Genomic DNA, 22,001 nt, shown 5'->3' on the forward strand with positions numbered 1-22,001 from the left:
TTTAATAAAAACTAAATAGATTTCATGAATTTTTCCAATTTATTTCGAAAAAAATCCATTCAAGATATACTAAACCAAGTTGCCAAAAATGAATCGGAAGGTCATCAATCGTTAGGCAAACATTTAAAAGCTATAGATTTAACTGCCTTTGGGATTGCGGCTATTATTGGTGCCGGAATTTTCAGTACCATTGGAAAAGCAAGTTTTGACGGCGGTCCTGCAGTAATTTTCTTATTCTTGTTTACAGCCATTGCCTGTAGTTTTGCGGCTTTTGCCTATGCTGAATTTGCTTCTATGGTTCCTGTTTCGGGAAGTGCTTATACCTATTCTTATGTAGCTTTTGGTGAAATTATTGCTTGGATTATAGGTTGGGCCTTAATCATGGAATATGCCATTGGGAATATTACCGTTGCGATATCCTGGAGTGACTATTTTACCGGTTTACTCGATAGTATTGGAGTGCATTTGCCCCAATGGATTCAAATGGATTACCTAACTGCATCAAACGGATTTAAAGAAGCTACTGCCTTGATGAATGGCGGTAAATCATTTGAAAATTTATCCGAGAGTTTGCAAATGGCTTACACAGCCTTTACCACTTCTCCTACAATTGGTTCGCTTCATTTTATTGCCGATTTACCTGCTTTGTTAATCATTATAATAATTACTGCATTGGTTTATCGAGGTATGAAAGAGTCGCGTAATGCGAGTAACTTAATGGTTGTGGTGAAACTTTGCATTATATTATTGGTTATTGCGGTTGGTATTTTTCACATCGATACTAATAACTGGCACCCATTTGCACCCAAAGGAGTAGGTGGAATTTTAAAAGGAGTATCAGCGGTTTTCTTTGCCTATATTGGTTTTGATGCAATATCTACCACTGCCGAGGAGTGTAAAGATCCACAGCGCGATTTACCTAGAGGGATGATGTGGGCAATAATAATTTGTACTGTATTATATATCATAATCGCTTTAGTTTTAACTGGAATGGTGAGTTATTCAACATTAAATGTTGGCGATCCATTGGCTTTTGTATTTGATAAATTGCACCTACAATGGATGTCGGGCATAATAGGGGTAAGCGCTGTTATAGCAATGGCTTCGGTATTATTGGTTTTTCAAATGGGACAACCAAGAATTTGGATGAGTATGAGTCGCGACGGATTGTTACCTAAACGTTTCTCAAGAGTACATCCTAAATTTCAAACTCCTTCTTATGCCACTATTGTAACCGGATTTGTAGTAGCCGTACCAGCATTATTTTTGAATCTTACTATGGTAACCGATTTATGTAGCATTGGAACTTTATTCGCTTTTGTATTGGTTTGTGCGGGTGTTTTGGTTTTGCAAAACAAACCAAATATTTCAAGAGGGAAATTTAAAACTCCATATGTGAATTCAAAATATATTTTTCCTTTATTGATAATGGTTGGAATGGTTTTCGCTTTTACAAAATTTAAACAAGAAACCATGGATTTTGTTTTCAATGAAAAGCAAATAAAAGCACCAACTGAATTCATAACGTCTATTGGTGAGGATGGAACTAAGAAAGTATACAACTTCTTATTAGAGAAAAATATTGCTCAAGATCAATCAACCGATTTAGAGGAATTGATGAGTAAGTATTATGAAAAAGAATCCCAATATAAAGCTATTATGGATTCGTTACCTGTTGCTGAAAATCAAAAATATGAAAGCGGTTTTAGTTTGTTTAAACATAAAATTCCAATGTGGATTTTCTTGTTTTCACTTCTTGGATTAATGGTTTGGTCATGGAAACAAAACCTTTCTTTAATTCCCTTATTGGGATTGATTTGCTGCTTGTATATGATGTCGCAGCTAAGTATTTGGAACTGGATTTATTTTACTTGTTGGCTACTAATTGGATTGATAATTTATTTTGGCTTTAGCCACAAGAACAGCAAACTAAACACTGTAAATTAGAATAATTTATTTCTTTTTCTGTTATTATGTCTTCGGGCTTGATTGGCTAAATGAAGTTTGTTTGTTAAAATACCGCCTTCATTTCGCATTAATCCATATCGAAGATAAAGTCCGAAGAAACTCTTATTAGAATCATTATAATCACCAACAAAGTCAATATTTCCAAAGACAAACCCCAATCCAAATTTATCACTAATTTGGGCATATAGTGTAGAAGAAATTTCCATCATTATTGGTGTTTTTGAATTGAATAAATAACCGGCACCTACGGATATCTCGTTACTAAATATTCCAAATTGACAAGCATCCATTGATACTCTAAGTTCCGTGTATTTTACGCCACTGCTATCGGCAGCCATGCGTTTAAATTCTCCAACAGCAAGTCCTAAATCTACCGATCCAATGGATCTTCCAAACTCAATGTTTCTTGTAATTCTTTGCGAGATTGTTTCGCCATTGGTGTCACTACCTGTTGTTAATGCTGTAAACATAGTTCTCCCATACCAAGAGCTACTTACTTCAGCTACACTATCTTTTTCAATATTGATACTGTCTTTTTTTATTGCTTGTGCAGAACTAATAAAAGTTGATAATAATAGTAATTTTAGAAAGCCTTTCATCAGAGTTATTTTTTGCTAAATTATAAAATTGCATTAACATCATAATAGTTTGTTACTTAATAAATGTATAATTCATTTTGTAATATTTGGTATATTTGCCTAAACACTATTGCAAATGAAAATTATTGCTGTAATTCCGGCTCGTTATGCATCCACTCGATTTCCTGCTAAATTGATGCAAGATTTAGGAGGAAAAACTATCATTCTTAGAACCTATCAAGCAGCTATTGGTACCAATTTATTTGATGATGTTTTTGTAGTTACCGATTCGGATTTGATTTATAACGAGATTATTTCCAATGGAGGAAAGGCTATTATGTCTATAAAAGAGCATGAGTCGGGGAGTGATCGTATTGCCGAAGCAATTACAACAATGGATGTTGATGTAGTTGTAAATGTGCAAGGTGATGAGCCGTTTATTGATAAAGATTCGTTGCAAAAAGTAGTTTCAGTATTTCAAAACGATACAACCAAATCAATTGATTTGGCCTCCATAATGAGAGAAATCAAAGATGAAAATGAAATTCAGAATCCAAATAATGTGAAAGTTGTGGTTGATCAAAATAACTTTGCCTTGTATTTTTCAAGATCGGTAATACCGTATCCAAGGGAGAAAAATGTAGGTGTCCGCTATTTTCAGCACATCGGAATTTACGCTTTCCGCAAACAAGCCTTATTGGATTTTTCAACATTGCCAATGAAATCATTGGAAGCATCAGAAAAATTGGAACAATTGCGCTATTTGGAATTTGGAAAACGAATTAAAATGGTCGAAACCAACCATGTTGGAATTGGAATAGACACCCCCGAAGATTTAGAAAAAGCCCGATTACTACTTTAGTTCATTTTAATGAATTTCCTTGCTCACATTTATCTTTCTGGAGATAACGAATTGCTCAAAATTGGAAATTTCATGGCCGATACGGTTCGCGGTAAGCGCTATTTAGATTATTCAAATGAGATTCAAAAGGGCATTTTATTGCATCGATTCATTGATACTTACACAGATGCACACCCTATTTACCGGCAGAGTAGAAGACGCTTGTACGAAAAATACGGACATTATGCAGGAGTGATAATGGACATTGTTTATGATCATTTTTTAGCCAAAAATTGGAAGTATTATAACGAGATCGAATTGGATGTTTATGCAGCTCAATTTTATGATTCATTGAAAGAAAATTATGAGCTGCTAACTATCAAAACACAAAATTTAATGCCGTATATGATTCAGCAAAATTGGTTGGTTCAATATGTTAGTTTAGAGGGCTTGGAAACCATCTTATTTCAAATGGACCACCGCACAAAAAATAGAGTCCACATGCAGGAAGCAATTGTAGAAGTACAAGAATATTATCCCGAATTGGAATTAGAATTCACCCAATTTATGAAAGAACTCATAGAACAATGTCAAATCAAATTAATAGAATTAGATGGGTTTTTGTAACGAACTAGAAAAAGTATTTCGAGAAAATGCCAATCGCGAAATGGCCATTCCAATGGAAAATTACATGAAAAATAATTTTCTTTATTTGGGTATAAAAACCGACGCAAGAAGAGCTCTCATGTTGCAGGTTTATAACAATAATAAAGCGGAAGTAAAAACTCATTATCGAGAAATTTGTTGGGAATTATTCAATAAAAAAGAGCGCGAATTTCACATTTGTGCCATTGATTTGATTCAAAAAGAAATCAAGAAAAACTATCAATTGGAAGATCAAGTTTTAATTGAAAAATTATTGGTAACGCATTCCTGGTGGGATTCTGTAGATACGATTGCTAAATATTTGTTAGGTGGTTATTTGTTGCAATTTCCGGGTGAATTATATGCAATTATTGAGCGTTTTTCCAATTCTGAAAATAGGTGGCTCAATCGATCTGCAATTATTTTTCAATTGAGTTATAAAGAAAAAACAGATTTTGATTTATTGAAATCAGAATGTGAGAAACACAAAGATTCTAAAGAATTTTTCATTCAGAAAGCTATTGGATGGGCCTTACGCGATTACAGTAGGTTTAATCCTAAGGGCGTTTTGGACTTTGTGAATTCTACAAATTTAAAACCTCTTAGCGTAAGAGAAGCGATACGAAATATAAAATAGACTATATTTGTTTTACTAATTAAAAATACTATGCCCAATAGAAAAACGGTTTCCTTAAAATTGTTTGTCCGAAGAATTTTCAGACGAATGGAGGCTGTATTTTTTTTGGCGAAAGCCCTACTTTCGGAAAGGAATTTTATTTATTTAGCTAGTGTTGCCGTTGCTGTATCGTGTGCCTTGGCAGTAATTATCTTGAAAAGTTTTGCACACAATGTGTTTACTTATGCCAACAAAGCCAACAGCTATTTAAAGTTGCCGTATGCTAATAGTTTGTTTCCAATATTCGGAATCGTATTAACCGTTTTTGTGGTAAAAAAATTCTTGGATGGTTCAATTGAAAAAGGAAGCTCCCGAATATTATATGCCGTTGCCAAAAAAGGCGGAATTCTTCCAAAAAAACAAATGTATGCTCAAATCATCACAAGTTCCCTAACAGTTGGAATGGGTGGTTCTGCGGGATTGGAAAGTCCAATTACCATTACTGGGGCAGCTTTCGGATCGAATTTTGCTCAAAAATATAAGCTTTCTCAAAAAGACCGAATTTTACTATTGGCTTGCGGAGTTGCCGCTGGAATAGGTGCTGCTTTTAATGCACCCATAGCCGGAGTATTATTTGCGATTGAAGTGGTACTTACGGATGCCGGTATTTCTGCTTTTATTCCGATAATAATTTCTGCTGCAACAGGTGCATTGGTTTCTGAGGTTTTGTTGAGTCGGGATGTTTTGCTTTCGTTTAAGCAAGATCTTACTTTTAATTTTCACAATACACCCTATTATATTTTGTTGGGAATCCTTGCTGGATTTGTGTCAATTTACCACGCTAGAAATTTTAGAAAAGTAGAGCATTTTTTCAGTCGATTCAAAAATAACACCTATAAGAAAGCGCTTTTTGGCGCGAGTATCTTGGCCATTTTAATTTTTTTCTTTCCTACTTTATTTGGAGAAGGGTACGAGAGTATTAAAATACTTTCCGATTCCCATCCCGAAGTGCTCTTGAACAACTCACTTTTACAAGATTATGAAAAAAATCCTTGGGTATTGTTGGCTTTTGTAGGGATGATTGTTTTATTAAAATCATTTGCTACGGGATTGACTTTGGGGTCAGGAGGTAACGGAGGTAATTTTGCACCTTCGTTATTTGTAGGTTCTTACTTAGGTTTTTTTGTAGCCAAATCCATTCATTTATTAGGATTATCCAATACTTTACCGATTGCCAATTTCACTATTGTTGGTATGGCTGGAATATTAAGCGGATTGTTTCATGCACCGCTAACCGCGATTTTCTTAATTGGAGAAATCACGGGAGGCTATGATTTAATGGTTCCTTTGATGATTGTATCGTCTATTAGTTATGCCATTTCAAAACAATTTGACAAACATTCAATGGATGTAAAAGCGCTTGCAGATAGGGGAGAAGTATTTACTAGTGATAAGGATAAAAACATTTTGCAAAGCATCGACTTTTTAAAATTAGTAAATGTTCATGCTGCGACCACTACTTCTGAAAAAACGTTGGAAACAATTTTGAATCTGGTTTCCACATCACAGCCGATTATACCGGTTTTGGATGAGCAAAATAAATTAGTAGGAATCATTGATTTTGATGAAATAAAATCAGTTGTATTTCATCCGTTTCGAGTAAAATTCACAACAGTACAAGAAGTGCTTACGCAACCAAAAGAAATCATTCAGCACGATGATGGAATGGAAGCTATCATGGAAAAATTTGAAAACACCAATCAAACGATGTTACCCGTAACCAATAATGGAAAATATTACGGATTAATTTCAAAAAGTGATCTGCTTGAAGCCTACCGCGAAAAACTAAAGGAGTTGATTATTGAATAATTAAAAAAACAAATTCATAATTCTTAGAAACGATGTTTAAAAAAATAACTTTACTATTTGTTGGTCTAGTAAGTTTGGCAACTAGTGCACAAACTTCCATTTCAATAATACCAAAGCCCAATTCCTTAGTATTAAAAAAAGAGACACCTTTTTTGTTAACGAGTGCTACAGTAGTGGTAGCGCCAAAAGATAATTTGGAAGCGCGGTATCTCAAAGAAATACTAAAAATACAATTTGGTATCGATGTGTCAATAAGTGTGCTTTCTTCCAAATCAAATAATGCCATCGAATTGGTGTTGAATCCTGAGCTAAACAGTGATCCGGATGCGTATCAAATTGAAAGTAATTCCAAAATAATTCATATTGAAGCGGCTACTTCTGAAGGCCTTTTTTACGGAATTCAAACTTTGAATCAGTTGCTGAATAAAAACGCAAAGGGTAATTTACAGGTTACTGCGGTTTCAATTAAAGACCAGCCCAAATTGAAATGGCGTGGCATGCATTTGGATGTAGCCCGACATTTTTTTCCAAAATCGGATATCAAGAATTACATAGATTATCTTGCCTTGTATAAAATGAATGTGTTTCATTGGCATTTAACCGATGATCAAGGATGGCGCATTGAAATAAAAAAATACCCAAAACTTACCTCAAGTGGTGCCTTTCGAAAAGAATCGATGGTTGGGCATTACAACGAGCAACGATTTGACGGAAAACCTTACGGTGGTTTTTACACCCAAGAAGATATTAAAGAAATTGTGGCCTACGCCAAACAAAGACATATAACGGTTGTTCCCGAAATCGAAATGCCTGGGCATGCCATGGCCGCATTGGCTGCATATCCTGAGTATTCTTGCACAGGCGGACCTTTTGAGGTGGCTACAAAATGGGGTGTTTTTGATGATGTGTTTTGTCCAACCGATGCGACTTTTGCTTTTTTAAGAGATGTTTTAGACGAAGTTCTACCTTTATTTCCATCCGAATACATTCATATTGGTGGGGATGAATGTCCTAAAACCAGATGGAAGCAATGTACAAAATGCCAGGCATTAATTCAAAGAGAAGGCTTAAAAGACGAACACGAATTACAAAGTTATTTTATATCCCAAATCGAAAAACACATAAATTCAAATGGAAAAAAAATAATTGGTTGGGATGAAATTCTTGAGGGTGGGCTTGCGCCAAATGCTGCTGTGATGAGTTGGCGAGGAACCGAAGACGGAATTGCTGCAGCCAAAGCAAGTCATTATGTGGTGATGAGTCCGGGGTCGCATTGTTATTTTGATCATTATCAAGGGGAACAAAAAACTGAACCTCTGGCGATAGGCGGTTATACTCCTTTGGAGAAAGTGTATGAATTTAATCCCATTCCAGCAGAATTAAATGAAGAAGAAAGCAAGTTCATACTGGGTGCTCAAGGAAATGTGTGGAGCGAATATATGGATGATTTTTCTAAAGTAGAATATATGGCAATGCCAAGAATGGCGGCTCTAGCTGAAGTGTTATGGGGCAAAGACGCTACTTCTAATTATTCGGAATTTAAAGAACGATTACTCAAGCATTTTACTCTTTTAGATAAAATGAAGGTCAATTACAGCAAGGCCTTGTTTGAGGTTAAAGCAACGGTTAGAGCAACTGAAAATAATTCATTACAAGTGCGATTAATACCGGCGAATCCTACTTTTAAGTTGTTTTACACTTTAGATGGAACTCCGCCTACAAGTCGATCGTTGCTGTATTCACAACCCATTAGCATTACAAAAAATACTGTACTTAAAGCTGCAAGTTTTGAAGGTGCGGTTCAAAAAAGCGCTATTTTAGAACAAAAATTTGATATCCATTTGGCAACTGGAGCTTCGGTTACATTAGAGCAAGAACCGAGCAATTCCTACAAAGCTAATGGCGCATTTAGTTTGGTTGACGGTATATATGGAGATCGCGGAAAATTTGGACGAGACTGGCTTGGTTTTTCCGGTAAGGATGTTTTGGCAACTATTGATTTAGGCGCAGTAAAAAGCATACATACCCTACTAATTGATGTGCTGTCAAGTTCAGCAAGTTGGATTTATTACCCAAAACAGATTACGATTTCCTATTCTGAAAATGGAACCGATTATTACGATGAACAAACCATTTCTGGCCAAGAAATAGAAGATTTTAAAGGTTTTGTAAAGGTTGGTGTTTCTCGTGCGTCCGCAAGGTATATAAAAGTAAGTGCAATCAATCAAGGTATAATTCAAGAAGGAAATCCTGGTGCAGGAGAACCGGCTTGGTTGTTTATCGATGAAATAAAAGTAGAATAATGAAAACAAGAAGAGATTTTCTTAAAACCGCTGCGGTTGCAGGCGCTGGACTCGCTTTTACCGGAGTGAAAGCAGATACGAAACATACTTTACCAAACAAAATCAATAAACCAATCGTTTTGTCTACTTGGCGTTTCGGAATTGAAGCCAATGTTGCAGCATGGGAAGTTTTGAGTCAAAATGGACGCGCTTTGGATGCGGTGGAAGCAGGTGTTAAAATCCCAGAAGGAGATCCAAAAGAGCGAAGTGTGGGTTATGGTGGTCGACCAGATCGTGACGGTCGCGTGACTCTTGATGCGTGCATCATGGATGAATTGGCCAATATTGGTTCGGTGGCTTGTTTGGAGCACATCAAACACCCCATTTCGGTGGCTCGTGCGGTTATGGAAAAAACACCTCATGTGATGTTGGTAGGGGAAGGAGCTTTAGATTTTGCATTGACTCAAGGATTTAAAAAAGAGAATTTATTAGTGCCCGATTCCGAAAAGGAATGGAAAGAATGGCTTAAAAAATCAGAATATTCGCCGAAGGCTAATATCGAAAACCACGATACCATTGGCATGATTGCTATGGATGTCAACGGAAATTTATCTGGGGCTTGTACCACTAGCGGAATGGCTTTTAAAATGCACGGACGCGTGGGCGATTCTCCAATAATTGGTGCCGGATTGTATGTAGATAATGAGATAGGAGCAGCAACCGCAACAGGCCACGGAGAAGAAGTAATTCGTATTGCAGGAGCCCATTTGGTAGTCGAATTGATGCGACAAGGGAAATCGCCACAGCAAGCCTGCGAGGAGGCGGTGCAACGAATTATTAAGTTAACGAAGTTGCGAAATAAAAACCTTATTGATATTCAAGTGGGATTTATTGCCTTAAATAAAGCCGGTGAATACGGTTCATATTGCATTCAAGGCGGATTTAATTATGCCGTTTATGATGCAACCGGAAATAGATTAATTGACGCACCATTTTATTTAAAATAGAATTATGAAATTGGAAGTTGCTTGTTTTAATTTGGAATCGGTGGCGGTAGTTGCACAAAGCAATGCCGATCGAGTGGAATTTTGTGCCGAATTTAATTTGGGTGGAACAACCCCAAGTTATGCAGATACCCAAAAAGCAAGACGTTTATTTTCAAAAGAATTGTTGGTAATGATTCGTCCTCGTGGCGGCGATTTCAATTATTCGGAAAAGGAATTTGAAGCAATGAAACAATCCATTTTAGAATTAAAAGATACCGGAATTGAAGGTTTTGTTTTCGGAATTCTAACTCAAAATAACACCATTGACGTTCAAAGAAACTCCGAATTGGTTGCTTTGGCGAGCCCGTTACCGTGCAGTTTTCACAGGGCTATTGATCATATCGATGATTATTTGAAAGCAATAAAAACCTGTATTGAAATGGGTTTCAAAACTATTTTGACTTCCGGAAATGCATCCAAAATTGAACTCGGAATGGACGCGGTGAGAGAGGCGATCATTCAATTTGGAAATCAAATTCAAATGATGCCAGGTGGCGGATTACGATCTACCAACGCTTTAAAAATTAAAGAAATAACTCAAGCTGGCTATTTTCATACTTCAGGTATTGTAGATGATTCTGAAATTGCAAATCTTATCGAAATTAATACACTCAAAGACGTAATTTCCAATGTGTAGAAAGTGGTTGTTGATTTTGATTTTGGTTTTCAATTCTTTTTTTGGGTGGACCCAAAATTGGGAGCGATCCCTTTCTAAAGAACAATGGAAATTCCAAAAATTTTCAGACAACCAATGGAGTAAAGCCCAAGTTCCCGGAACGGCGCATACCGATTTACTTTTGAATAAGTACATTCAAGATCCATTTTATGGGACAAATGAAAAAGATTTGCAATGGATTGAAGAGCAATATTGGGTGTACCAAACCCAATTTAATGTGACCAAAAAAGAATTGTCGGCACAAAATAAAGAACTTTTATTTTATGGTTTGGATACCGATGCTAAGGTTTATCTTAATGATACTTTGGTTTTGGAGGCGAACAATATGTTCCGAACTTGGCGCGTTCCGGTTCAGGAATTTCTTCTTCAAGGGAAGAATACTTTGAGAGTTGAATTTGAATCTTCGGCAGTAAAAGCCAAAAAAGCCGCTGCATTGGCTCCTTTTGTTTTACCTGGTGATGAAAAAGTGTATGTAAGAAAAGCACCGTATCAATTTGGTTGGGATTGGGGACCCCGATTTGTAACAGCAGGAATTTGGAAAGATGTAAAACTGCGTTTTTGGAATGAGGCTCAATTGGAATCGGTTTCCTATTCGCAGGAAAAACTAACCGATAAAATTGCCAATTTAAAAATCAAAACAACGATTATATGTGAGCGATCTGGCGTTTATTCGTTACAAATTAATCGCAAAAAACAAACGGTAACACTTAAAAAAGGAATTCAAATTATTGAAATACCATACCAAATTTCGAATCCTAAAAAATGGTGGCCTAACGGACTCGGAGCGCCAAATTTATATCCTTTTACGATTCAACTTCGAAAGAAAGAAACCGTGTTGGATGAAAAGAAATTGCAAATAGGGCTTCGAACCATTGAATTGGTTCAAGATAAAGATTCAGTTGGGAAGAGTTTTTATTTTAGAGTGAATGGCAAAAATGTATTTATGAAAGGAGCCAATTACATTCCGCCTGAATCGTTTTTAACCAAAATGACACCAAAAAAATATGAAAATCTAATTGATACCGCCGTTAAATCAAACATGAATATGCTGCGCGTGTGGGGTGGTGGAGTGTATGAAAATGATGTTTTTTATTCGTTATGCGACCAAAAAGGAATTTTAGTTTGGCAAGATTTTATGTTTGCTTGTGCGTTGTTTCCGGGTGATGAAGCCTTTGTTTCTAATGTGAAGCAAGAAGTCAAAGACCAAGTGGTTCGTTTGCAAAATCATCCGTGTATTGCGCTGTGGTGTGGAAATAACGAAGTGGACGAAGGTTGGAAGAATTGGGGATGGCAGAAACAATACCGCTATTCTGAAAAAGATTCTACCACCATTTGGAACAACTATAAGCGCCTATTTGAAAAGGAAATTCCGTCAGTTTTAGATTCTTTAGTTTCAAAAGAAAACAACAGATATTGGCCTTCTTCGCCTTCTATTGGCTGGGGAAGAAAAGAAAGTCTTATGCAAGGCGATTCCCATTATTGGGGCGTTTGGTGGGGTATGGAGCCTTTAGAGAATTACACGAAAAAAGTGGGTCGCTTTATGAGCGAATACGGTTTTCAAGGAATGCCCGATTACAAAACTTTTGAAACCTTTGCTAAGCCTTCCGAAATGAGTACTACTTCGGAGGCCGTAAAAGCGCATCAAAAACACCCAACAGGTTATGAAACGATTCAAACCTATATGGAGCGCGATTATAAAGTTCCGACCGCTTTTGAGGATTATATCTATGTTTCTCAATTATTGCAAGCTAGAGGTATGAAAATGGCTATTGAGGCCCATCGATCGGCGATGCCGTATTGTATGGGAAGTTTGTATTGGCAACTTAATGATTGTTGGCCGGTTACTTCTTGGAGCAGCCTAGATTATTTCGGCCGTTGGAAAGCGGCGCAATACCAGGTAAAACGCTCTTTTGCACCCAAAATAATTGTGTTTAAAGCAAATACCAATTCTGAAACTTCTGAACTAAATTCCATTAAACTTCAAATTTGTTTTGATGGCCTTACGGCAGAAAACGGAATTGTAAACCTACGATTATTAGATTTTGACGGAACCGAATTATGGAAAACAACCAAGTCGATTTTGGTGCAACCCAACTCGGTAACGACTGCAGTTGCGCTTGTATCTTCTGAAATTCCTGATATTAAACTTTGGAATCGTTGCTTACTTCAAGCCGACTATGTCAATGCAAAAGGGGAGAAGACCACTGGAACTTATTATTTTGTTTCTCCAAAAGAACTACTCCTTAAAAAACCGACAATCACTTATAAATTCATTGACAAAAATCACATCGAACTTACTTCAAACACCTTGGCAAAAGACGTTTGTATTCAAGGAAACGGAATGGAATTGGAAGACAATTATTTTGATTTAGTGCCCAATGTAAAACACATTGTTGCTTTTAAAGGCAAGAAAGGGGTTTTGAAGATTATGTGTTTGAATGGGATGTAATCTAAAATTTTTCTTTAAGTAATGGTTTTTATTTGTTAATGAATAGAAAATGAATCGATTAGTTATCAGTAATGAAAATAAATATTTTTTTGTTTAAAATCTATTTGGAAAACTAAAAAAGGTTAGTATATTTGCAACCGCTAACGGCAAAACTGGAGAAATGGCAGAGTGGTCGAATGCGGCAGTCTTGAAAACTGTTGACTGTAACAGGTCCGGGGGTTCGAATCCCTCTTTCTCCGCGAAAAACGTGTTTCAAAAGAAACATAAAATTTCAAAAACCCTTTAAACATCAGTGTTTGAAGGGTTTTTTAGTTTTTGATAATATGTCAAAATACACATAAAAACGCATAATTTAGTTACCCTATTGGTTACCCTATTGGGTTTTAGGGCAAAATAGGGTAACTAAATCCTCGATTTCCTTAGTAAATATAAGGGCTAACGCGATTTTTAACTTTTGTTTGGACCATTAATTTTAATACGAAAACTATGGTAAAAACAATGATTTACATCAAAAAAGACAAGGTAAAAAACAGCGGAGAATGCCCTATTTACATTAAAATCCTTTTTAAGCAAAAATCTGTAACTATTAGCACTGGTAAATACATATCGGAAGAGCGCTGGATAGAGACCGATAATTTAAGACGTAAGCTTAGAGTTGAAAGGGAAAAAGTACTTAAAGAGTACTTGGATTTGTATGTTTTAAAAATTGAAAAAGTATACAATCAAATTGTAAAATATGAAGAGGATATCCGTATATCTGAGTTCAAGTTAATGATTTTAGGTAAGCATAAAGATGATGTTATACCTACTCTATTAGAATTAATTGATAAGCACAATGACTATTTTGCAAAATTGGTTGCTGTTGGCGAACGCTCAAAAGCTTCCTTACAGAAGTACATGCGAGTAAAAGACTTAATTCAAACATTCAATTCCAAAAAAAATGGGTTCAAAGATATCCAGATTGATAAAGTGAACAGCCGCTATATTTATAACCTTGAATCCTTTTTAAAGTTCGAAAGTGAATATAAAGGCAAATTAGGGATTAAAAATAATTCAACGGTAAAGTATTTCAAAAACCTAAAAACGATCTGTAATTACGCTGTAAAGATGGAATTAATAGAGAAAAACCCATTCAATCTATACGGAGGTAAAATAAAAGAAGTAGAAGCCTGCTTTTTGACTGAAGAAGAATTGGAACGAATTGAAAACAAAGATTTCAAGATTGATCGATTGGAGCGAGTAAAAGATTTGTTTTTGTTTAGTTGCTACACTGGCTATGCTCCAGTGGATGTATTAAAACTTACACGAAAAAATATTATTCAAGATGCTAATAAAAACTTATGGATAAAAACCAACCGTCAAAAGACTGATTCAAGATCAAACGTGCCACTTTTACCACAAGCAATTCGTATAATTAATAAATACCAATTTGAATCGGAGACCTTATTGCCTAAAATTTCCAATCAAAAGATGAATGCTTATTTAAAAGAAATTGCTGAAATAGTTGGCTTGGATAAGAACCTTACTTGGTATGTTTCCAGACATACTTTCGCTACAACCGTTACCTTAGGAAATGGAATTAAAATTGAGAATGTATCAGCAATGCTAGGACATAAAACCATAAGGCAAACCCAGCATTATGCCAAAATTCTAGATTCGAGTGTTTCGGAAGACATGCAAAAATTAATGGAAAAATTTCGTGATAAATAGAATTTCATATTAACTAAATTCTGGAAAAAATTGCTAAAAACAGGGCTATAGTGGAAAATTACATGCTATTTTCCACTATAAACTAATTTATTAGAAATGAAAAAACATATATCAAAATATTTAAAGCAAAATTTAAGCAATTTACTTATTCCAAAAAATTACTATATCGGGTTTCTAACAATTCTATATAATTCTTCTTCATCATTTCAGATAAAAATGATTTGCCAATCCAATCAATTGCATGCTGTTTGTTCTTTAAAAATCTTTTGAAAACTCCTTTTATTTGCTTTTCATTTAATTCTAATCGAGTTCCAAATTTTATAAAATCTTCTAATTTTAGTTTATTTTTTTTAGATTCAATTGTTAATGCTAATTCCTCTTTATCATCAGGATTAACAATTGCAACATTTAATAAGTCATAAGCAGGTGCCAATAACCAACCTGATGTTGTTAATATCATCGAAAAGTTTTTTAGATGCATATCATTATTACCAGTTAAATAACAGAATAAGGTTAATTCAAATAAAAACAATTTATCCAAAATCGGATTTTCGGAATAGCTATGAAGCGCTTTTCCTACTTTTTCCATCGAACTTTTATACTTATCAAAAGCTTCTGTAATTTGAAACATATCTATCATATGAATTTTAGTTCCATCTGCCGCCCTATCAATACGTTTGGTAATATATGAAAGTTCTCCTGATGCTAAACGAACTAAACTACTTTGCACTACTTTAATTCCAAAAGATTCTGCAATTCTCATTGTTACATGTTCATTCTCTGGCATTTCAACAAAATCACTATTGGGTGGTTTAAAAATATAATTACCCCCTAACGCTCCAACAATAGTTAATCTTTCGTCGGTTTTTTCAAATTTATCTTTTACAATAGACATGGATAGTTTTGGTTGCACACCTGGAACAGCAACACTTCTTTCCACTACATTTTTTGCCAAATCGGTCATTTGATTTAAAGCGTATGGAAGTAATGGAGGATTTTTCAATCCAAAGAAATCTAGACTACATTTTTCATGAAAATCTGCACCAGTTTCAACTACTTTGTAACAGTATAAACATTTATTCATCATTTTCATTTTTAATTGGAACAACACTCACAGCTCCAATACAATTTTGACAACAAGACAATAGCAATCCCATTCTATCATTGGGGTTAAGTTTCCAATTTTTAACTACTATATCTAATAACCAGCCTTCGGGAATTAATCCATCAAAAAAAGGGAATAACCTATTATTAATAAATTCTTTTGAAGTTACCGGCATTGTGAATGTAATAAAATCTTTCGGATGATTTTTAATGTAGGATTCTAAATACTTAAACACATACTCCCCATCATTAGTTTCTGTTAAAACTCCAGCCAAAATTGATTTATAAAAAATATTTGCTTGTCTCATTTCGTCTTTTCTAATATTTTTACTGGCACTAATTCATGACCAAACATTTTTAAAACCAAGTTCACTTTATCAAGGTTCATATTTGTCTTTCCTTGCTCTATCTTTCTTATCACAGTGAGTGCAACGCCAATTCGTTCTGCAAACTCTTCTTGAGTCAGGTTCACTTCTTTTCTTCGTTCTTTAACAAAATCTGATAACGCTTTCATTATATGTAATTAGATATAAATTTGCGCAAATATACAATATTATATGTAATTAGATATAATTTATTGATTTTATTTATATTTATATGTATAAACATATAGTGTTTGAAAAATATGACTCAATATTGATAAATGCTGTGATTTAAATGTTTTATTACCGCAAAAATGCGGTGATTAATTCAAATGATAATTCAGAAATCACTTTAGTTTAAATACTTCACAGCATCTCAAAAAATCGATTCAAAACCAAGGGGCTACGGGTACGACTTCTTCTTTCTCCGCGAAAAGCATGTTTCAAAAGAAATATAAAATTTCAAAAACCCTTTAAAAATCAGTGTTTGAAGGGTTTTTTAGTTTTTGACACTATGTCAAAAAACACATAAAAACGCATAATTTAGTTTCTCTATTGGGTTTTAGGGCAAAATAGGGTAACTAAATCTTCAATTTCCTTTGTATATATAAGGGCTAACGCGATTTGTAATTTTAAATAAACTAAGGAATCACTCTATTGAAGGATTGTCAAATATATTCTATCTATACAAAAAAATTTAATTTTAATTTTCTAATTATGCTTTTATGTTTTATCTAAACTATTTTTATATAAATTTGTATAGTGAACACTCACTAACTTATAATTATGACAGGAATTACTTCAAAAAGGCAACAAGAAATTATAGAATCCGCGGGAAAACTTTTGATTGAAAAAGGAATCAAAGGATTAACTACAAAGAATTTAGCACAAGAAATGGCATTTTCAGAGAGTGCACTTTATAGACACTTTAAAAATAAAGAAGATATAATTTTATTATTATTGGAATATTTAGGAAACAATATTAAAGAGAGATTGAATCTTATAGTAAATAATAATGAAACTTCAATAGAGAAATTAAATAAGTTATTCCAAAGTCAATTTCATTTTTTTAGTGAAAACCCTCACTTTGTTGTAGCAATATTATCTGAAGGTTTATTAGATGAATCGGAAAAAATAAATCAATCCATTATGAAAATTATTCATTTTAAAATGCAATTGATATCTAGCATTATTGATGTTGGCAAAAAAAATAATGAGTTTATAGATGATGTTAATACACAAGATATCGTTCACATTCTTATGGGAAGCTTCAGAATGATGATATTAAAATGGAAATTCTCAAAATTTGAAATCGATTTGTTAGATAAAGGAAATAATATTATGAATTCAACCATAAAAATAATATCGAAATGAGAAAATTACTATCCATTATTATAGTTATCAGCCTATTTTCTTGTAAAAACTCAATAGAAATTAAACCCACAATTCGAGATGTTCAAGAATTAGTTTTTGCATCGGGACAATTAGAATGGGATGATTCTTATAGTCTGACAGCTCAAACTGAAGGTGTTTTGCAAAATGCAAATTTTGATATAGGCAATATAGTTATCAAAGGGGATACTATTGCAAATATAGACAATAAAAACAGTCAAATAAATGCAGAAACATCAAGAGAACAATTATTAATATCAAATAATAATGTTTCAATAAATGCACCTGCATTATTACAATTAGAACAAAATATTCAATTCGCTGAAAGCAAATATCTTCAAGATAAAAAGCAAGCAGAACGCTATGAACGATTGAATCAGCAAAATATAGGTTCAAAAGTTGAATATGAAAATGTGCAATTGGCATGTAAAAATTCATTATCAAATTTAAATTCCTTAAAAAATCAATACCGTGTTATTTTACTTCAAGCCAAACAACAGCAAATAGCTGCATTAGGTCAATTAAAAAATAATCAGGTAATTAGGAGTTACAATTCAATAATTGTAACTGAAGGAGGGACGGTTATTAAAAAACTAAAAAATAGTGGTGATTATGTGAAAAAAGGAGAAATCATTGCAGTCATTGCAAATCAGACAAAAGTTGAAGCTGTATTAAACGTTGATGAAAAAAGCATAGGAAAGGTAAAGTTGGGACAAGTCGTATACATCAAACTTAATACTGATAAAAATAATTTGATTTGTGGTAAAGTTTCTGAAATACTTTCTGCGTTTGATGAAGGAACACAATCATTTATCTGTAAAGTTAAATTTGACAAACTAATTAAAAACTCATTTTTCGGAACACAATTGGAAGCTAATATTTTGGTAGGGGAAAAGAAAAATGCTTTACTGATCCCAAGAAATTATGTTGGTTTTGGAAACAAAGTTAATATAAAAGGGAAAGAGATGGATATAATCATAAAACCAGGAATTGTCTCAACAGAATATGTAGAAGTATTAGAAGGAGTAACTAAAGAAGATGTTCTTTTACCATTAAAGCCATAATAATGAATATTAATTCAACAATTGCTAAAACCTATATTTTTTCAAATAAAAAACTAACTGCAATTTCTGTTTTAGGAGTTGTATTAGGTATGTCAATTTATATTTTTATGAATTGTATGATGGTTGGTTTTGACAAAAGTTCTAATAATTCTATTTTTAAATCTACACCTCACATTAAGGTTTATCAAGGCGAAGAAATCAGCAAGCCTTTGATTGAAAAATCGAATGAATTACCCTTGATAATAAATCCGAAAATTGTTCCTGTTAACAATGCAATTCATAATCCAAATTTGGTTGTAAAATCCATTTTAAGACAGAGAGGAGTTACTCTTGTATCTCCTCAAGTCAGCTCTAGTGTCTTTTATAATAATGGAAAATCACAAATTTCAGGAATTTCAGTAGGCATAATACCTGATCAAGCGGATCATATGTACGATATTAAATCGTTTATGGTTGAAGGAAATTTTGATTTATTAAAATCTATACAAAACGGAATTGTTATAGGAAGTGGAATTTCAGAAAAAATGAATTTAGGAATCAACGATAATTTGAATTTAACTTCTTCTAAAGGAATAAATATTAACTTTAAAGTGATTGGTATTTATAAAACTAATAATTCATTAGTAGATAAAACAATGTCTTATGTTAATATTGCAACTGCTCAACAACTTTTAAATCAAGGGAGTAATTATATCACGGAAATTAATGTAAACGTTTTTGATCCAGAACAAGCTGAAAATATAGCTCAAAAAATTGAATATTTAACAGGTTATAAATCAGAAGGGTGGAAGCAGGCTAATGAGACAATTATGGCTACGAGTAAAATGCGTAAAATAGTCATTACGTTTGTTTCATTGACTATTTTATTAGTGGCAGGTTTTGGAATTTATAATATCTTAAACATGACAGTGTCTCAGAAAATAAACGATATAGCAATTCTTAAAGCTATGGGTTTTAAAGGGAAAGATGTAATTAAAATTTTTGTAACTCAAGCTGTTTCTATTGGAATTATGGGAGTAATTGGTGGAATTATTTTAGCCATAATATTAATAACCTTTTTGAAAAAAGTTTATATAGGTGGAGATACAGGTTATTTTCCAATTGATTATGAATTTAATAAAATTGCTCAAGGTATATTAATTGGCTTAGTAATTACTTTTTTTGCAGGTTATATACCTGCTAAAAAAGCTGCAAATGTTGACCCTGTAGAAATTTTAAGAAAATAGAAATGAATATTTTAGAAACAAAAAATATAAATAAGTTGTTTTACGAGCCAACTAAATTTCAAGTATTGAAAGATATTACTATTGATGTGAAAAAAGGAGAATTTCTTTCAATGGTTGGAAAATCGGGTAGTGGTAAGTCTACACTTTTATATGTACTATCAACTATGGATACTGATTATAAAGGTGATTTGTATATTGATAATAAGTTAATGACTGGTTTATCAACCGATAAATTAGCAGATATTAGAAATGAAAAAATTGGGTTTGTTTTTCAATTTCACTACTTACTTCCAGAATTTTCATGTTTAAAAAATGTAATGATTCCTGCATTAAAATTAAATAAATATTCAGAAAAAGAAATTGAGCATCAAGCTTATAAAAAATTAGAAATATTGGGATTACAAGACCAAGCATTAAAACCAGCAAGTAAACTTTCAGGTGGACAGCAACAAAGAGTTGCTATTGCTAGAGCTTTAATTAATGATCCGATATTAATTATGGGTGATGAACCAACAGGAAATCTTGATAGTAAAAATACTTCAATTGTTTTTGATATTTTTCAAGAATTAACTCAAAATTTTGGACAAACAATTATTGCGGTAACACACGATGATGATTTTGCTCGTAAAAGTGATAGAATTATTGAATTGAAAGACGGTGAAATCATTCGTTAATTTAGTCTACGATGCTCTACGTATTCACAATGTCAAGAGAAAAGTGTTCAAATAATTGAACACTTTTTTTAATTTTTTTCCAATGTAACACTTGTTACTGTTAAAGACTTTGTAGTGATCTATTTTTGCTTCATAATTCAGATAAATAATTATGAAAAAAACAAAATTGTTCCTATTAACCGCAACTTTCATTTGTTCCTACTTTGGTTTTAGTCAAGATACCTTGTCTATTTCAAAAAGTGAATTGTTGCAAAAAGTATCCGAGAAAAATTTACAAATTAAAATTGCGGAGAAAACTTTTCAGTCTGCCAAAGCAGATTACAATCAATCGCTCGCTTTGTTTATGCCAAACATAGCAGTTTCCCATACCGGAATTTCAACGACTAATCCTTTAATGGCTTTTGGTTCAAAATTGAATCAGGAAATTTTAACCGCTTCCGATTTTAATCCTGCATTATTAAACGATCCTGTAAAAACTCAAAATTTTGCTACCAAATTTGAAATCCAACAACCCTTAATTAATATTGATGGGATTTATGGAAGACAGGCCGCCAAATCTAAAATGGAAGCTTACCAATTGCAAACAGATAGAACAAAAGAATATCTTGAATTGGAAGTATCTAAATCTTATATGCAATTGCAATTGGCTTATAGAGCCGTAAAAGTTTTAGAAAAAGCAAATGCAACTGGAAAAGCCAATTTAAAATTAGTTCAAAACTATTTTCAACAAGGATTATTGCAAAAAACAGATTTGTTAAATGTACAGGTTCGAGTTAATGAAATTACTAATCAACTGCAGTATGCAAAAAGTAATATTCAAAATGCATCCGATTATTTAGCTTTCCTTTTAAATGAAGAAACTAAAGGCAAAACATATAAGCCTTCAGAGGAATTAGAAACTTCTATTTCCGTAGAAACGATAGCTGTTTCTTTATCAGAAAACAGAAAAGACATTCAAGCAATGAATAAATCAACTACTGCTTATCAAAAAATGTATATGTCAAGTAAGATGAACTTTCTGCCTCGATTAAATGCTTTTGGAAGTTATGAATTATATGACAAGAATTTCTTAGGTACTTCTGCTAAAGGATATTTAGTTGGAGCACAATTATCTTGGAATGTTTTTGACGGTTATAAATCAATTGGAAAAATGAATAAAGCGAAAGCTGATTTTCAAAAAGCTGAAGTGGAAACTGAGCAATATAAAAAACAAAGTCAACTTGAATTAAATAAAACTAATCGTCAGTTAATTGATGCTGAAAATAAAGTAACTCTATCGCAATTAGCTTTTGAACAAGCCAAGGAAGGATACAGAATTCGCCAAAATCGTTTCACTCAAGGTTTAGAAAAAACAACCGATTTGTTACAATCAGAAACTCAAATGATTCAAAAAGAATTAGAACATTTACAAGCCGTATTCGAATATAATTTTACAAAAAACTATTTACAATTTTTAACAAAATAAAACATAATATTAAGTAATAAGATAAGTCAATATA

19 protein-coding genes and 1 tRNA gene are annotated in these 22,001 nt (G+C 33.3%); 16 read left to right on the plus strand and 4 right to left on the minus strand.

What is annotated here, in order from left to right; all coding sequences use genetic code 11:
- Positions 1 to 24: 24 nt before the first annotated feature.
- Entirely contained in the window at positions 25 to 1,947 is a 1,923-nt protein-coding gene (locus ACKOWY_RS03335; protein WP_408940028.1) for an amino acid permease, read from the plus strand.
- Here the strand turns inward: ACKOWY_RS03335 and ACKOWY_RS03340 are convergent.
- Positions 1,944 to 2,567 carry a hypothetical protein gene (locus tag ACKOWY_RS03340; RefSeq protein ID WP_408940029.1) on the minus strand — a complete coding sequence of 208 codons (624 nt, stop codon included), beginning with the start codon at positions 2,565 to 2,567 and terminating at the stop codon, positions 1,944 to 1,946. The genes ACKOWY_RS03335 and ACKOWY_RS03340 overlap by 4 nt on opposite strands.
- Before the next feature lie 115 nt (positions 2,568 to 2,682).
- Between ACKOWY_RS03340 and kdsB the strand changes: the two genes are divergently transcribed.
- The 10 genes from kdsB to ACKOWY_RS03390 all read left to right on the plus strand — a co-directional run bounded on the left by kdsB (position 2,683) and on the right by ACKOWY_RS03390 (position 14,680).
- Positions 2,683 to 3,408, plus strand: a complete 726-nt coding sequence (kdsB, locus tag ACKOWY_RS03345) for a 3-deoxy-manno-octulosonate cytidylyltransferase (RefSeq protein ID WP_408940030.1) — start codon at positions 2,683 to 2,685, stop codon at positions 3,406 to 3,408.
- 9 nt (positions 3,409 to 3,417) lie between these two features.
- The gene (locus ACKOWY_RS03350) at positions 3,418 to 4,014 is read left to right on the plus strand and encodes an ACP phosphodiesterase (RefSeq protein WP_408940031.1); all 597 of its coding nucleotides are present in this window, start codon (positions 3,418 to 3,420) and stop codon (positions 4,012 to 4,014) included.
- Complete coding sequence (locus ACKOWY_RS03355) at positions 4,001 to 4,669, plus strand: DNA alkylation repair protein (RefSeq protein ID WP_408940032.1); 669 nt, start codon at positions 4,001 to 4,003, stop codon at positions 4,667 to 4,669. Before ACKOWY_RS03350 ends, ACKOWY_RS03355 begins: the two co-directional genes overlap by 14 nt.
- A gap of 30 nt (positions 4,670 to 4,699) precedes the next feature.
- On the plus strand, positions 4,700 to 6,517 hold the full coding sequence (locus ACKOWY_RS03360) for a chloride channel protein (RefSeq protein WP_408940033.1): 1,818 nt from the start codon (positions 4,700 to 4,702) through the stop codon (positions 6,515 to 6,517).
- A 32-nt stretch (positions 6,518 to 6,549) separates the two neighbouring features.
- Positions 6,550 to 8,820 (plus strand): family 20 glycosylhydrolase, encoded by a 2,271-nt coding sequence (locus tag ACKOWY_RS03365; RefSeq protein ID WP_408940034.1) that lies wholly within the window; start codon positions 6,550 to 6,552, stop codon positions 8,818 to 8,820.
- On the plus strand, positions 8,820 to 9,806 hold the full coding sequence (locus ACKOWY_RS03370) for an isoaspartyl peptidase/L-asparaginase family protein (RefSeq protein ID WP_408940035.1): 987 nt from the start codon (positions 8,820 to 8,822) through the stop codon (positions 9,804 to 9,806). The genes ACKOWY_RS03365 and ACKOWY_RS03370 overlap by 1 nt, the downstream gene beginning before the upstream one ends.
- 4 nt (positions 9,807 to 9,810) lie before the next feature.
- Complete coding sequence (locus ACKOWY_RS03375; RefSeq protein WP_408940036.1) at positions 9,811 to 10,482, plus strand: copper homeostasis protein CutC; 672 nt, start codon at positions 9,811 to 9,813, stop codon at positions 10,480 to 10,482.
- Positions 10,475 to 12,970 carry a beta-mannosidase gene (locus ACKOWY_RS03380; protein ID WP_408940037.1) on the plus strand — a complete coding sequence of 832 codons (2,496 nt, stop codon included), beginning with the start codon at positions 10,475 to 10,477 and terminating at the stop codon, positions 12,968 to 12,970. Before ACKOWY_RS03375 ends, ACKOWY_RS03380 begins: the two co-directional genes overlap by 8 nt.
- A 154-nt stretch (positions 12,971 to 13,124) precedes the next feature.
- Positions 13,125 to 13,209, plus strand: a tRNA-Ser gene (locus ACKOWY_RS03385).
- A 259-nt stretch (positions 13,210 to 13,468) separates the two neighbouring features.
- The gene (locus ACKOWY_RS03390) at positions 13,469 to 14,680 is read left to right on the plus strand and encodes a phage integrase SAM-like domain-containing protein (RefSeq protein ID WP_408940038.1); all 1,212 of its coding nucleotides are present in this window, start codon (positions 13,469 to 13,471) and stop codon (positions 14,678 to 14,680) included.
- Between the two features lie 145 nt (positions 14,681 to 14,825).
- On the opposite strand, the gene ACKOWY_RS03395 is transcribed toward ACKOWY_RS03390, so the two are convergent.
- Genes ACKOWY_RS03395 through ACKOWY_RS03405 form a run of 3 tightly spaced genes read right to left on the minus strand, consistent with a single transcriptional unit; the run spans position 14,826 to position 16,298 of the window.
- The gene (locus ACKOWY_RS03395; protein WP_408940039.1) at positions 14,826 to 15,767 is read right to left on the minus strand and encodes a HipA domain-containing protein; all 942 of its coding nucleotides are present in this window, start codon (positions 15,765 to 15,767) and stop codon (positions 14,826 to 14,828) included.
- Positions 15,757 to 16,092, minus strand: coding sequence for a HipA N-terminal domain-containing protein (locus ACKOWY_RS03400; protein WP_408940040.1), 336 nt, complete (start codon positions 16,090 to 16,092; stop codon positions 15,757 to 15,759). The genes ACKOWY_RS03395 and ACKOWY_RS03400 overlap by 11 nt, the downstream gene beginning before the upstream one ends.
- A complete protein-coding gene (locus tag ACKOWY_RS03405; RefSeq protein ID WP_408940041.1) occupies positions 16,089 to 16,298 on the minus strand; it encodes a helix-turn-helix domain-containing protein in 210 nt (69 codons plus the stop codon). The genes ACKOWY_RS03400 and ACKOWY_RS03405 overlap by 4 nt, the downstream gene beginning before the upstream one ends.
- 634 nt (positions 16,299 to 16,932) lie before the next feature.
- On the opposite strand from ACKOWY_RS03405, the gene ACKOWY_RS03410 reads away from it, so the two are divergent.
- From ACKOWY_RS03410 to ACKOWY_RS03430, 5 genes are all read left to right on the plus strand, one after another.
- A complete protein-coding gene (locus ACKOWY_RS03410; protein ID WP_408940042.1) occupies positions 16,933 to 17,520 on the plus strand; it encodes a TetR/AcrR family transcriptional regulator in 588 nt (195 codons plus the stop codon).
- Positions 17,517 to 18,602, plus strand: coding sequence for an efflux RND transporter periplasmic adaptor subunit (locus ACKOWY_RS03415; RefSeq protein ID WP_408940043.1), 1,086 nt, complete (start codon positions 17,517 to 17,519; stop codon positions 18,600 to 18,602). Before ACKOWY_RS03410 ends, ACKOWY_RS03415 begins: the two co-directional genes overlap by 4 nt.
- A gap of 2 nt (positions 18,603 to 18,604) precedes the next feature.
- The gene (locus tag ACKOWY_RS03420) at positions 18,605 to 19,828 is read left to right on the plus strand and encodes an ABC transporter permease (RefSeq protein ID WP_408940044.1); all 1,224 of its coding nucleotides are present in this window, start codon (positions 18,605 to 18,607) and stop codon (positions 19,826 to 19,828) included.
- 2 nt (positions 19,829 to 19,830) lie between these two features.
- Positions 19,831 to 20,502, plus strand: coding sequence for an ABC transporter ATP-binding protein (locus ACKOWY_RS03425; protein WP_408940045.1), 672 nt, complete (start codon positions 19,831 to 19,833; stop codon positions 20,500 to 20,502).
- Positions 20,503 to 20,653: 151 nt separating this feature from the next.
- Positions 20,654 to 21,967 (plus strand): TolC family protein, encoded by a 1,314-nt coding sequence (locus tag ACKOWY_RS03430; protein WP_408940046.1) that lies wholly within the window; start codon positions 20,654 to 20,656, stop codon positions 21,965 to 21,967.
- Positions 21,968 to 22,001 lie beyond the last annotated feature (34 nt).

Origin of the sequence: Flavobacterium sp. (assembly GCF_046073885.1) — a bacterium.
Taxonomy (GTDB): Bacteria; Bacteroidota; Bacteroidia; order Flavobacteriales; family Flavobacteriaceae; genus Flavobacterium.